This is a genomic window from Ruania halotolerans, assembly GCF_021049285.1.
Taxonomy (GTDB): domain Bacteria; phylum Actinomycetota; class Actinomycetes; order Actinomycetales; family Beutenbergiaceae; genus Ruania; species Ruania halotolerans.
Genome location: NZ_CP088017.1, coordinates 4031310 through 4043921 on the forward strand (window position 1 = coordinate 4031310; position 12612 = coordinate 4043921).

The 12612-nt window shown below is 67.5% G+C and carries 9 protein-coding genes and 3 pseudogenes; 8 read left to right on the forward strand and 4 right to left on the reverse strand.

Annotated elements, in window-relative coordinates:
• Nucleotides 1–33 precede the first annotated feature (33 nt).
• The 3 genes and pseudogenes from LQF10_RS18255 to LQF10_RS19540 form a co-directional block, all read left to right on the forward strand.
• The gene (locus LQF10_RS18255; RefSeq protein ID WP_231065247.1) at nucleotides 34–1011 is read left to right on the forward strand and encodes a hypothetical protein; all 978 of its coding nucleotides are present in this window, start codon (nucleotides 34–36) and stop codon (nucleotides 1009–1011) included.
• Nucleotides 1012–1019: 8 nt separating this feature from the next.
• Nucleotides 1020–1280 (forward strand): hypothetical protein, encoded by a 261-nt coding sequence (locus LQF10_RS18260; RefSeq protein WP_231065249.1) that lies wholly within the window; start codon nucleotides 1020–1022, stop codon nucleotides 1278–1280.
• A 495-nt stretch (nucleotides 1281–1775) separates the two neighbouring features.
• A pseudogene (locus LQF10_RS19540) lies at nucleotides 1776–1955 on the forward strand (IS1634 family transposase); the annotation flags it as partial.
• A gap of 44 nt (nucleotides 1956–1999) precedes the next feature.
• On the opposite strand, the pseudogene LQF10_RS18265 reads toward LQF10_RS19540, so the two are convergent.
• From LQF10_RS18265 to LQF10_RS18275, 3 genes and pseudogenes are all read right to left on the reverse strand, one after another.
• Nucleotides 2000–2240, reverse strand: a pseudogene (locus LQF10_RS18265) (IS1634 family transposase); the annotation flags it as partial.
• Nucleotides 2237–3095: pseudogene (locus LQF10_RS18270) on the reverse strand (IS5 family transposase). The pseudogenes LQF10_RS18270 and LQF10_RS18265, both read right to left, overlap by 4 nt.
• 48 nt (nucleotides 3096–3143) lie before the next feature.
• Nucleotides 3144–3329, reverse strand: a complete 186-nt coding sequence (locus LQF10_RS18275; protein WP_231065251.1) for a hypothetical protein — start codon at nucleotides 3327–3329, stop codon at nucleotides 3144–3146.
• 559 nt (nucleotides 3330–3888) lie between these two features.
• Here LQF10_RS18275 and purB point away from each other — a divergent pair.
• The 4 genes from purB (at nucleotide 3889) to LQF10_RS18295 (ending at nucleotide 10817) form a co-directional block, all read left to right on the forward strand.
• Nucleotides 3889–5313 (forward strand): adenylosuccinate lyase, encoded by a 1425-nt coding sequence (gene purB, locus LQF10_RS18280; RefSeq protein WP_231065252.1) that lies wholly within the window; start codon nucleotides 3889–3891, stop codon nucleotides 5311–5313.
• 52 nt (nucleotides 5314–5365) lie between these two features.
• Nucleotides 5366–6571 carry an MFS transporter gene (locus LQF10_RS18285; protein ID WP_231065254.1) on the forward strand — a complete coding sequence of 402 codons (1206 nt, stop codon included), beginning with the start codon at nucleotides 5366–5368 and terminating at the stop codon, nucleotides 6569–6571.
• 192 nt (nucleotides 6572–6763) lie between these two features.
• Entirely contained in the window at nucleotides 6764–8878 is a 2115-nt protein-coding gene (locus LQF10_RS18290) for an ABC transporter ATP-binding protein (RefSeq protein WP_231065256.1), read from the forward strand.
• Nucleotides 8871–10817, forward strand: coding sequence for an ABC transporter ATP-binding protein (locus LQF10_RS18295; RefSeq protein WP_231065258.1), 1947 nt, complete (start codon nucleotides 8871–8873; stop codon nucleotides 10815–10817). The genes LQF10_RS18290 and LQF10_RS18295 overlap by 8 nt, the downstream gene beginning before the upstream one ends.
• Before the next feature lie 104 nt (nucleotides 10818–10921).
• Here LQF10_RS18295 and LQF10_RS18300 read toward each other — a convergent pair whose 3' ends face one another.
• Nucleotides 10922–11488: a TetR/AcrR family transcriptional regulator gene (locus tag LQF10_RS18300; protein ID WP_231065259.1), complete on the reverse strand. Its 567-nt coding sequence runs from the start codon at nucleotides 11486–11488 to the stop codon at nucleotides 10922–10924.
• 137 nt (nucleotides 11489–11625) lie between these two features.
• On the opposite strand from LQF10_RS18300, the gene LQF10_RS18305 reads away from it, so the two are divergent.
• Complete coding sequence (locus LQF10_RS18305) at nucleotides 11626–12603, forward strand: NAD(P)-dependent alcohol dehydrogenase (RefSeq protein ID WP_231065260.1); 978 nt, start codon at nucleotides 11626–11628, stop codon at nucleotides 12601–12603.
• The last annotated feature ends 9 nt before the right edge of the window (nucleotides 12604–12612 follow it).

A 12612-nucleotide genomic window follows, 5' to 3' on the forward strand; every position in this document is an offset into this window, starting at 1 on the left:
CAGTCGAGGCATAGCTAGTTGAGGAGGAGACGAATGAGAATCAAACGTTCAGCAGCGGCCGCCGTGTCGCTTGCACTGTTGCTCGGCGGAATCGGCACCAGCGCTTCGGCAGAGTCGTCTGAAGACGTGGTTGACCTCGTGCAACGACTGGACCCGGATAGCCACCTCAGTTCAGTTGCACTTGAGCGCAGCGAAGGACGAGCAGGCGGAAGCGTAGATGTTGCTGATGTCTCACTCGCCACCCGCGGGGGAGGTCTCGAGATCAGTAGCGAATCGAAGACGCTTGACATTCGTTTGCCCGAGGAGTTTCGAGACGAGCAGGAAAGCCTCATCGACGGGGCGGCAGTATTCGAAGACGACGTGTCACGAGACGCCGCGGTGATCGAAGCCCGCGGCGATGGTTCGGTTCAGGTACAAACCGTGGCGCGCGAGTCAGCCGATCAGCACGAGTATGTCTATGAATTTGATTCGGAATACACGCTCGTACCGAATCCCGACGGCTCTGTTGGGATCATGGTCACGGACCAGCACGGACCTGATCTTCAGGTCGGTCAAATTGATGCCCCTTGGGCGTTTGATTCTAGCGGGGACCCAGTCACTACCCGCTACTCAGTCGAAGGATCCGCTTTGACTCAAACCGTGACGCCGCATCCGTCCGCCCAGTATCCAATTGTTGCCGACCCCACAGTTTCGTTCGGAGTCGGCGTTTACGTGTACATGACGGGCGCGGAACAGCGAACCTTTGTCGCAGCCGTGAGTGCCTTGGTTGTCGGCGGCGCTGCCACGGCCTGCGTAGTATATGGCAATCGTGTATCATCAATCCCTGGCGCGAAATACATCGTCCAACAGATTTGCGGCTGGACTAGTGCGGGTGGCCTCTACGCGCTCGCGAGCTCCATGCTTGGCGATATTGCGTCTACGTACACCGCAAGTTGCTACGAGAACCGCTGGTGGCCAGCAGGAAGTCCGGATTGGAGGATAAAGTCCGTGTCATACTCGTTGTGCAGTTAGGAGACACCATGGCAAGCGATCCTGAGAAACAGCATGAAATTCCTGTGCCGCGGAGCGTCTCTGAGGAGGCCGTGATCCAGGAGGGGGGACAGAAACCCATTTGGAAGTCGGTTCTGGCCTTTCTCGGTGCTGCTGCAACCGGACTGATCATCTACGCCGTCCATCCCGGAGCATGGTGGGTGGGCCTTGCTCTGCTGGTGCTCGCCGCTGTCGCGGTGCTGATTATCGGCTCAAGAGGTCGCCCGCTGCGGCGACAGCGACGCGGATAGCAACACCGGGGCTCTTCGGGCTTCGGTGGGAGTATGGAGCCGCAAGCAGCGATTCGAGCGGTTCCGGTAAGCGTGCGGCCCGCTGGCCACCGAAGCCCGAGGGCCTCCTGCCCGAATCGGTACTCGCCCTGGCTCCGTGTGCGCGACGGTTGTCGGGTACTCATGTATGAGGACCTGCGAGCAGACCCCTGCCTTGCGGAAGGCGGAACTTCGTACTGCCGGAGTTGATGTGGCTTCACTGACTACGGAGAGTCTGCTTGAGGGCCGTCCATGTTGGGCCGGGTGCGAGGAGTACTCGCATGATGGCGACACACCTGTGGTTCGGTCGTCGGGCAGCATTGCTGCTACCGCGCAGATCGCCATCGAGATCCGGCCCTGTAGTCTGGCCTGACTTCCACAGGTGCTGATAGTTCTGGATCTTTGTGGTGGTCAGAGGGTTGGATGGTGCTGTTCGGGCACTAGGCGTGCGGGTAACCTCGGGATGTCGCCCCGTACATCCGTCGTGTGAAGACTCCGCGGGTGCCACCGCGGTGCAGATCGTGGAGAAGCGCGGTGGGGTGCGGCGGATCGTGGAGCATCTCGGGTCGGCTCACGACGAGTTCGATCTCGCCGTGCTGACTGCAGTCCGCGCGAGAGTCGCTGAATTCCGGGCAGGACGAACTCGATCTTGGCCTGGACCGCGAGCAGGCGCCGGCCTTGACCTGAGTTTGGTCATTCGGTTAGTGCCTGAGGTTTCGGGTCGTGAGGGCGTCGATGATGGTCCGTCGGTCGGGGTCGATCTGCGGTGGGATGGTCTGTGTGGCGCCGTTGGATGTGATGGTCGCTGAGCGTAGCGGTCTCAGTTGGCCGGATGGCGAGCCCGCAGCGGCGCTGGATCTCGCGGGAAACGGCCAGGGCGGTGATCGTCAAGTGGGCCTCGAGCGCATCGCGGGTGCGGACGAACATCGGCCGCGCGGCTAGGGTGTGTCTGATAAAGATTGCTGGCTCCAGGCGACCACCGCGTCGTGTACCACTGCGGCGCGGAACACGACCGCGAGCTTGTCGTAACGGGTCGCGAGCCCGCGCCACCGCTTGGCATCGCAGAAGCGGCGCTCGACGACGTTCCTGCCCTTGTAGTCGGTCGCGTCGAACGCTGGCGGACGCCCGCCGCGCGAGCCGCGCCGCTTCCGGTGGGACTGTTGGTCGGCGCGGTTGCGGGATCACGACGCGGATCCCACGGCTGCGCAGGTGGGCACGGATCGCGCGCGAGGAGTACGCGTTGTCGCACGGGCCACGCGCAGCGTGCTCAGCAGAGGCAGCAGCGCCGGGACGTCGCCGGCTTGGCCGGGCGCGACGGCGATCCCTAGTGGTAAGCCGTGGTCGTCGACGAGCTGGTGGATCTTCGTCGACAGCCCGCCGCGGGAGCGGTCGATCGCGTGGTCAGGCGGCTCGACGGCCGGATCCGTGCAATTCGATCCAGCCCCCTGTGAGGCGCGTGAGGGTGCTCGCGTGCTGATGCGCGCGAGCGATTGTGGAGTCCACAGACACCGTCCAGCCGATCGTCCCGTCCCGGTCGACTGCGGCGAGCAGCGTCTGGTGAATCCGGTCCCAGGTTCCGTCGCCGGCGAGGTTGCGATGCCACCGCCATACTGTCTGCCAGGGTCCAAACTCGCGCGGCAGGTCGCGCCACGCGATTCCGCACCGGTACCGGTAGATGATGCCCTCGACTATCATCCGCGCGTCCGCGAACGGACGACCCTGCCGGCCGATCCGCGACGGGAGGAACGGCGCGATGAACGCCCACTGATCATCCGAAAGAAGCTGGAAGCGCGACACTCCTCCAGCATTTCAGCCAGACCCCTCAACCTTTATGAGACACGCGCCCTAGGTCACGCAGCGGCACTCGCCCGCGAACTCGATCACCGGCCGGCACACCTTGCCGGTATCGGCGTCGGTGGGATGGTGGCCCAGGTCGCTGCGCTCGATCACCCGGACGCGTTCTCCGCGCTCACCCTCATCGGTACGCGATCTGTCTGCCCAGGACCGGTCGATGACGACTTGCCCGACCATGACGCAGCAACGATGGACCGGCTGTTCTCTCGCCCGATGCCTGACTAGTCCGACCGCGAGGGGGTGGCAGAGTTTGCCGCCGAGGGCGCTGAGATCCTCGGCGACGATCCAGCAGCTGCACGTGCTGTAGCCGGGCGCACGTGGGACCGCACACCGAGTACGACGCCCGCGGTACAGATGGCAAACCAACTGGGCACGGTGTTTGCCAGCCTTGACTGCACGCCGCGCTGGCGCGAGCGGCTGGCCGAGCTCGCGATGCCGCCTCGTGGTGCATGGCGGCCGCGACCCGTTCTTCCCCGTGGGAAATGGCGAGGCGCTCGCACGCGAGATCTCCGATGCGAAGCTGCTCATCCTCGAACACGCCTCGACGGCGATCCCCCCCCCACAGCGATCGGTGAGGTCGCCACCGCGATGCTCGCCCTCTAGCGGTGCTCACGAGCGCGGCTGCAAGGGCGCTCCCGCACGGACGGACCACGGCACTCGACCACGCACGGAGTAGGACACTCGTACCTTCTGGTGGCGCGGTCTCGGGGCGAGCCAGATCTGGGATGATGAAGCCATGGAGCGCGTCCCCTTCGCCGAGTTGTCCGATATCGCCCTCGGCCCGTTGGACGGCCGCTACCGCCGGGTGGTGGCCCCGCTGGTGGACCACCTCTCCGAGGCGGCGCTCAACCGCGCCCGCCTGCATGTGGAGGTGGAGTGGCTGATTCATCTGACTACGAACCACGTGCTCCCCGGTGCCCCGGACCTGAGCGAGGCCGAGATCGGATACCTGCGTTCCGTCGTCGCGACCTTCGGCGCAGCGCAGATCGCCGAACTCGCCGAGATCGAGCGGGAGACGCTGCACGATGTGAAAGCCGTGGAGTACTTCCTGAAGCGGCGCCTCTCGGCGGCGCCGGACACGCTCGGCGAGACCGTCCTCCCGCAGGTCAGCGAGATCGTGCACATCTTCTGCACCAGTGAGGACATCAACAACCTGAGCTACGCGCTCACGGTGCGCGACGCCGTCACCGATGTGTGGCTGCCCTCGGCACGCAGTGCCACCGACGCCGTGGCGGACCTGGCGCGTGAGCACGCAGCCGTGCCGATGCTGGCCCGCACGCACGGTCAGTCAGCCACCCCCGTGACCCTCGGCAAAGAGCTCGCCGTGCTCGCGCACCGGCTCCGCCGGCAGATCCACCGGATCTCCGGGGCCGAGTACCTCGGCAAGATCAACGGCGCGACCGGCACCTACGGGGCGCACGCCGTCTCGGTCCCCGGTGCGGACTGGCAAGAAGTCGCCCGCACGTTCGTGGAGCACCTGGGACTGACCTGGAACCCGCTCACCACGCAGATCGAAAGCCACGACTGGCAGGCCGAGGTGTACGCAGATGTGGCCCGGTTCAACCGGATCCTGCACAACCTCGCCACCGACGTGTGGACCTACATCTCCCTCGGGTACTTCCGCCAACGACTCTCCGCGCAGGGCTCCACCGGCTCCTCCACGATGCCGCACAAGGTGAACCCGATCCGGTTCGAGAACGCCGAGGCGAACCTGGAACTCTCCTGCGCCCTGCTGGACACACTCTCGGCCACACTGGTCACCTCCCGGCTGCAGCGCGACCTGACCGACTCCACCACCCAGCGCAATATCGGCGTGGCATTCGGGCACTCGATGCTCGCCCTGGACAATATCCGGCGCGGACTGGCCGGGCTGGACGTGGACGCCGCAACTATGGCCGCGGACCTCGACGCCAACTGGGAGGTACTCGGGGAGGCCGTGCAGTCGGCCATGCGGGCTGCCGGGATCGCCGGGGCACAGGGGATGGCCGACCCGTACGAGCGGCTCAAGGAGCTCACCCGCGGGCGCCGGGTGGACGGGCCCGCGATGCGGGAGTTCATTGCTGGGCTCGGCCTACCCGAGGACGTCGAGGCCCGGTTGCTCAAGCTCGGGCCGGCCGACTACGTCGGGCTCGCTCCCGAGCTCGTCGCTCATCTGGACTGAGCGGCCCGCTTCCTGCTGACCGCGAGGGCCGAACGCCGACAGAGAGTCTGCAGTGGACCGCCGCCTCCTTCCCTCCCTCGTCGCAGCCAATCTCGTCCTCGCCGTCATGTATGCGGCCGTTGCGGGCGTGCTCGTGCCGGCTCAAGTCGCTCGAGCGGCTCCGGAGGACAAGGAGGCCGTGCTCGCTGTCATCATGACGGCATCGTCGCTGCTCACCGTGCTCATGCGCCCCGCGCTCGGAGTGGCCACGGACCGTACCCGGAGCCGATGGGGGCAGCGGTCACCGTGGCTCGTCGGTGGCGCAGCAGGGGCTGCCCTCGCGCTGGTGCTCCTCGGCCAGGCGAGCACGGCGCTGGCCATCGGCGTCGGCTGGCTGATTGTCCAGCCTGCGCTGAACACGATCGAGGCGCCCTTGGACGCTGTGCTCGCCGACCGTGTGCCGGAAAGCCAGCGACCCCGGGTCTCGGCGTTCTTCGGTGCCGGCGCGGCCGTCGGCCTCGCCGTCGGAGCCGGTGGAGCCGGCCTGCTCCTCGGGTTCGAGGGCATCTACCCGGCGCTGGCGGTGCTGCTGCTCGCCACCGTGGTCGCCTTCGTGCTGCTCAACCCGGAGCGCGGAACCCGGCCACGGGGCCCCTCCCTCTCGCTCCGCCACGCCTGGCGCTCTCCCGCGCTCCGGATCGTCTTCGGCGGCCGGTTCACGCTCGTCCTCGGCCAGCAGCTCGTGCTCGGCTACCTTCTCTACCTCGTGATGGACCGCACCGGAGCACAGGTGGAGGAGGCGGGCCGCCTCGTCACGGTGCTCACCGGCGTCCACATCCTCGCCATCGTCACCGGGGCAGTGATCGCCTCGCGGGTGGTGGGACCGCGGCGGGTCCCATGGGTGCTGGTCGCGACCGGGCTGATCGCCCTCGGACTGGTCATCGCGCTCGTGTGGCCCGGGATCGGCGGGCTGGCCGGCTACGCCGTCGTGGCCGGGGCGGGGCGCGGCCTGTACCTGAGCGCGGACCTGGCGCTCATGCTCGACCTGCTCCCATCGCCGGCGGACGCCGGTCGCGATCTGGGCGTGCTGGGCCTGGCGACGATCCTGCCGCAGGTCCTCGCGCCCGCCCTCGCCGGTGCAGTCCTCGTGCTCACCGGCGGGCAATACTCGTGGCTGTTCGCCTTGGCCCTGGTGGCGGTGGCGACTTCCGGAGCCATCATGGCGCGACTGCTCCGCCGGCCATACGATCCTGAGCCGCTACCGGTCAAGCGCCCCTGACGTAGGGGGCTCCCAGCGCCCGCAGCAGAGCGGGTGCCCAGGCCTCGCCAGGGCACCCGCTCCTCACCGCATCGATCTCGGCACGTTCACCGTCGCGCACCAGCGGCACTGCCACCAGATTCCCCGGTGGGCGTTGCCGTCGGGGGAAATGCTGTGGCCGTATGTCGGTAGCGGAGCCTAGGCTCACTGTTCGTGCACGACTTCCCTCCGGAGGTACCTGAGTACCCCACCCGCCAGGCCGGCGCCACCACCACCGGGCAGATCGGGGACGCCTCGGACCGGGTGACCCGGGAGCTTCCCGACACCCGGAGCCCGTCCCGGTTCCTCCTGTGGCTGCTGCGCCGGCAGGCCTATGCGATGGTCGGGATGTTCCTCACCGGGATCCTCGTGTTCCTCCCTGGTGCCGCAGGTCCGTACTTCGTGGGGCGCGCCGTCGATGAGGGCATCGTCGCCGGCTCCTGGGACGGTCTGCTCACCTGGTCGCTGATCCTGCTCGGCGTGATTGCCGTGGCCGCCTCGGTGGGTGTGCTGATGCACACCTACGCCGTGCACGGTTGGGTGAGCGCGCTCTACCGCACCACCAAGCTGGTCACCCGCAAGACCACGCAGATGGGTCACGTGCTGCCGCAGCGGATCCCCACTGGGGAGATCTTGTCCGTGTCCTCCTCGGACTCGGACAAGTACGGTGCGCTGAGCGAAGTGATGGGCCGCGCGATGGCGGCGCTGTTCGCGTACCTGGTGGTGGTGGGCCTGGTGCTGAGCACGTCGGTGCCGCTCGGCCTGATCACGCTGGTGGCCGCACCGGTGCTGGTGTTCGTCGCCGCGCCTCTGCTGCGACCGCTGCACCGGCGCCAGGCCGTCGAGCGCAGCCGTGCCTCCGAGCTCACCTCCCTGGCCACCGATATCGTGGCGGGTCTGCGGATCCTGCGCGGCATCGGCGGTGAGCGGACGTTCGGTGCGAACTACGCCAAGCAGTCACAGCTCGTTCGCCACGCCGGGGTCTCGGCCGGGATCTGGCAGGCCGCCGTCGAGGCCGTGGGCACGCTGTTCTCCGGCCTGTTCCTGGTCACGCTGACGTGGTTCGGAACCCGCCTGGTGGCCCAGGATGAACTGACGGTGGGCCAGCTGATCAGCTTCTTCGGCTACGCGGTGTTCATGGTGGTGCCGATCTACACGTTCTTCGAGCTTGTGCAGAAGTGGGTGCAGTCGCTCGTGTCCGCCCGCAAGACGATCACCCTGCTGGAGCAGGAACCGCCGTGGGAGGAGCCCGCCACCCCGGCCCCGTTGCCTGCCGACGCTCCGATTCACGACGAGCTCACGGGCTTCACCGCCCGCCCGGGTGTGCTGACTGTGGTGGTTTCCGCCGTTCCGGACGACACCGCCGCCCTCGCCGACCGGCTCGGCCGGTATCTGGTCTCCGCAGCGGAACCGGTGAGTACGGAACTGGAGGAAGGGGTGAAGGGCAAGCGCGCCCGGCAGACGCGGGCTGAGCGCGAAGCCGCACGCCGTGCCCAGGCCGAGAAGGACCGGGAGAAGGCCCGACGGCGGTGGGGCGTCACGGTCGGTGGGGTGGACCTCTCCCAGGCGAGCCTGGCCGAGGTCCGCGAGCGCATCCTGGTCTCCGACACGGCCAGCATGGTCTTCGGTGGCACCCTGCAGCAGGCGCTCGACCCGCACGGGCGCCTCACCCGGGCCGAGGCGGAGCAGGCGATGTACGTGGCCTCGGCCGATGACGTCTTCGAAGCGCTCCCAAACGGGTGGCAGGGGCACCTGGACGAACGCGGGCGTGGTTTGTCCGGAGGTCAGCGGCAGCGGCTGGTCTTGGCTCGTGCGGTGGCCGCCGATCCGGACATCGCCGTTTTCGTGGAGCCGACTTCCGCGGTGGACGCACACACTGAGGCACGCATCGCCGAACGGCTCAGCGCGCACCGGCGCGGGCGCACCACGGTGATCGCCTCGGTCTCCCCCTTGCTCCTGCACCACGCCGACCGGGTGGCGTTCCTCAGCGATGGCCGGCTGGCCGCAGAAGGCACACATGAGGAGTTGCTGGCCACGAACGCCGACTACCGGCGGGTGGTGGTGCGCAGCATGGAGGACGATCCGCTCGACGACGATCCGCCCCCAATGCCGCCGCCGAACCTGGACGGACCCGACGGGCCCGAAGGAACAGCCGCGCGGGTCGGGTCCGATGCCCCGGGTGACCGGCTCGACGATCCGGCCGAACCGGCCGGCGCCCCGGCCGGCGTGCCCACACACTCACACCCCGGCACCCTGGGCCCGCACCCCGAGGAGGCCCGCCATGACTGAGTCCGGTTCGGCCCAGCGTGGCGCGGAGTACCTGCCCGGTTCGGCCCAGACGTGGTTACCGCCCAGCCAGACGCCTGCCATTCCGCCTGAGCTTCGTCCACCCCGCACAGGCACCGTCCGCGAGCGGACGGCAGCCTGGCGGCGACGGCATCTGCTGCGCGAGCAGCGCGCCCAGGACACCTACGCCCGGTCCCGCAATCCCGAGCGAGGCCTCCCGGTCGCCTCCAGCTCCGCCGTCTGGGCGTTCCTGAAGTCACTCCTCGGCAATCGCAAGCCAATCCTGATCGGCCTGCTGGTGCTGCACTCGCTCGCCGCCGTGGCGGGTCTGCTGGTGCCCCGGATCCTCCGTGAACTGGTGGATACCGCCGCTGCTGGAAACACCGTGCTCTCGACGTTGAACGCCCTCGCGCTCGCCGTGGCCGGCGTGGTGGTGGTGCAGGCTCTGCTGACGTTCGCGGCCCGGTGGATCTCGGCCGTATTCGGTCAGGACCTGCTGGCCGCGGCACGCGAATACGTGGTGCACACGGTGCTGCGGCTGCCACTGGGTTCGGTGGAGGGCGCCAGTACCGGCGATCTGGTCACCCGTGTGACCCGGGACGTGGGCACGATGAGCGAGAGCGTGCGCTGGGGACTGCCGCAGGCGGTGGTGGCGCTGGTGACGGTAGTACTCACCCTCGGCGCGATGGCGCTGAACTCCCCGCTGCTCTCCCTGCCGCTGCTGTTGTCCATCCCGGCACTGGCGATCGCGGTGACGCGTTACCTCAAACGTGCCCCCGCTGGCTACATCACCGAGGGAAGCACGTACTCCGACATCAACTCCACCCTCACTGAGACGGTGGAGGGCGCCCGAACGGTGGAGGCCTTCGGGCTGGGCAGGCGCCGTCGGGAGCTCGGCGATGCCGACATCGAGGTGTCCGCGCAGGCCGAGCGGTACACGATGAGCCTGCGGAACCTGCTGTTCAGCGTGATCGACTTCGCCTACAGCTCTCCGCTGGTGTGGACATTGCTGCTCGGCGGCGTCGGGTACGCCAACGGGTGGGTGAGCCTCGGTCAGATCACGGCCGCGATCCTGTACATCCAGGCCATCGTCACCCCGCTGGACCAGCTGGTGGCGAACGTGGACCGCCTGCAGGTCGGGGTGGCCTCCACCACGCGTCTGCTGGGTATCGCGGAAGTGCCGCAGGACCGTGAGCCCGGGGATGAGACGCCCGACGGCGTGAAGCTCACGGCTGAGGATCTGCGGTTCGCCTATCGCGAGGGTCACGACGTGCTGCACGGGGTGGATGTGGATCTCGTGCCGGGTGAACGGCTGGCGATCGTGGGCCCGTCCGGCTCGGGAAAGTCGACCCTGGGCCGGCTACTCGCCGGGATCAACGGGCCGCGAACCGGCTCGGTGACGGTCGGTGGGGTCAAGCTCATCGATCTCGAACTGGACGTGCTGCGCACCGAGGTGGCGCTCGTGACGCAGGAGCACCACGTGTTTGTGGGCACGATCCGGGACAATGTGATCCTGGCCCGCGAGCATTCCCCGGACGCCGCGGTGATCGAAGCGCTGCAGGCCGTTGACGCGTGGGACTGGGTGAAGCGGCTCCCGGAGGGAATGGGCACGGTGGTCGGTTCCGGGAAGGTGAAACTCACCCCCGCTCAGGCTCAGCAGATCGCTCTGGCTCGCCTGGTGGTGGCCGATCCGCACACGCTCGTGCTGGACGAGGCGACAAGCCTGATCGACCCACGCACGGCCCGGCACCTGGAGGGGTCGATGTCTGTGCTGCTTGAAGGACGGGCAGTGGTGGCGATCGCGCACCGGCTGCATACCGCGCACGACGCGGACCGGATCGCCGTGGTGATTGACGGCCGGATCGCCGAACTCGGCAGCCACGATGAACTGGTGGACGCGGGCGGTGCCTATGCCGACCTCTGGCGCGCCTGGACCAGTTGAACGGCCGACTCGGCCGACTTCCGAGTGCCCGAGTTTCCGCGGATCAGGATCAACCGGGTGACGTCTGAGCCGACCCGCTCCAACGCCGCGTACGCCCCGCGCATCTAGCTAGATCGGAGGCCGCGCAGTGCGACCTCAATAAAGCGTGCAGAAGCTAGCTCTTCATCTCCCGGCGAGTGGGCGATCACTCCCGCGTTTCCTTTGAGGATCGAGAGAACATCGCCAAGAGTGACGTCGGGGCGCAGGATTCCGGCGTCGCTCGCGTGCTGAGCGATGGAGGTGAACATCACTCCGATGTGGTCCGCGGAGTCCGCGAGAGCGGCCGCGCTCACCCTGTCAGCAATCGCGCCGGCAAGCCCGGGTTGTGTGGCCTGGTGAGCGGCGCAGGCACGAATCGCGGCAGTGAACGTCTCCCACGCGTCGCCCGTCGAAGCGGGGTCTGCAGTGGCTTCCTGGAGCTCGGAGAGCTCGTCGGCAACGATCTCGCGGATCAGGTCGTCTTTCGTGGGGAAGCGTCGCTGCGCTGTGGCGAATCCGACGCCGGCTCGCCGTGCGATTTCCGCCATCGAGACATCAATGCCGTCGCTGGCAAACGCTGCACGCGCAGCGTCGATGATCTGCTCTCGGTTGCGCGCGGCATCCGCTCGCAACGCACGTTCACCAGCTGCCATGCCCTGCTGCTCCGTTCCCGCGGGTGTTCCCGTACGACGCTCTCCCGTAAGCGGTTAGGTCTCTCCAGTTACGTGCTAGTGTCATTAAGTGGAGACATTGCACCACTTAGCAATCACACTGTAGCAAGGAGCGCGTCATGGAGACCATGCGAGCAGTCCTGTTCAACCGGTACGGCGGTCCGGACGAGCTGTACGTGGCGACCCTTCCAGTGCCAGAGGTGCAGGCGGGAGGCGTCCTCGTACAGGTGGACGCCACCTCAGTCAATGGCGCAGATCTGCTGCTTCGATCAGGAAAGCTCGGACTGCTCACCGGCCGTCGCTTTCCGAAACAACTGGGAATCGACTTCGTCGGAACCCTCGTCGCCGCCGATACCGGAGCCAATCTTGGCGGACTCTCCATCGGCGAGCGCGTCTGGGGGACGGTCGACGAACGCGGAGGGGCCCGCTCGCTCGCCGAATTCGTGAGCGTTCCAGCAATGCAGATCGCTCAGGCGCCGGATAGCCTCACTCCAGAGGAGGCGGTCACGCTCCTCGCTGGCGGCACGACCGTCCATACCGGCCTCGTGGAGAAAGTACGCGTGCAGCGCGGTCAACGTGTGCTCGTACGAGGCGCGGCAGGGGGAGTCGGCAGCGTGGCAGTGCAGTTCGCGAAGGCGCGCGCGGCGCACGTCACGGCACTTGCAGGTGCATCGAGTATGGAGTTCGTCCGCGAACTGGGGGCTGATGTCGTGCACGACTACCGGACAACGCCGTGTCAGAGCCTCGGGGTGTATGACGTCATCTTCGATGCGCACGGCAGCGATCTGCTCGCATTCCGTCGGCTGCTGGCACCCGGCGGAAGGATGGTCTCGATCGCTTTCGATAAGAATGCGCCAGCACGCAGCCTGCTGGGCATCGCCGCCAGCACGGTCTTCGGTGCGCGACGGATTCGGTTCTTTCGAGGGAAGCCAACGCGGCGCGACTTTCAGCGCCTGACCGCTCAGGTCGAGCGTGGCGAAATCCAACCGGTGCTCGATCGTGCGTTTCCTCTGAGCGGTTCCGCGCACGCGCACGCCGCGCTCGAAGGCCACGGCATACGGGGAAAAGTCGTCATCTCTCTTTCGGAGCGAGGATGACCGACTGGC

Bases quoted from the DNA above. Each gene is read 5' to 3' on its own strand.
- LQF10_RS18305 (WP_231065260.1), top strand. From the start codon at position 11,626: ATGGAGACCATGCGAGCAGTCCTGTTCAACCGGTACGGCGGTCCGGAC.
- LQF10_RS18300 (WP_231065259.1), bottom strand. From the start codon at position 11,488: ATGGCAGCTGGTGAACGTGCGTTGCGAGCGGATGCCGCGCGCAACCGA.
- purB (WP_231065252.1), top strand. From the start codon at position 3,889: ATGGAGCGCGTCCCCTTCGCCGAGTTGTCCGATATCGCCCTCGGCCCG.
- LQF10_RS18260 (WP_231065249.1), top strand. From the start codon at position 1,020: ATGGCAAGCGATCCTGAGAAACAGCATGAAATTCCTGTGCCGCGGAGC.
- LQF10_RS18295 (WP_231065258.1), top strand. From the start codon at position 8,871: ATGACTGAGTCCGGTTCGGCCCAGCGTGGCGCGGAGTACCTGCCCGGT.
- LQF10_RS18275 (WP_231065251.1), bottom strand. From the start codon at position 3,329: ATGGTCGGGCAAGTCGTCATCGACCGGTCCTGGGCAGACAGATCGCGT.
- LQF10_RS18255 (WP_231065247.1), top strand. From the start codon at position 34: ATGAGAATCAAACGTTCAGCAGCGGCCGCCGTGTCGCTTGCACTGTTG.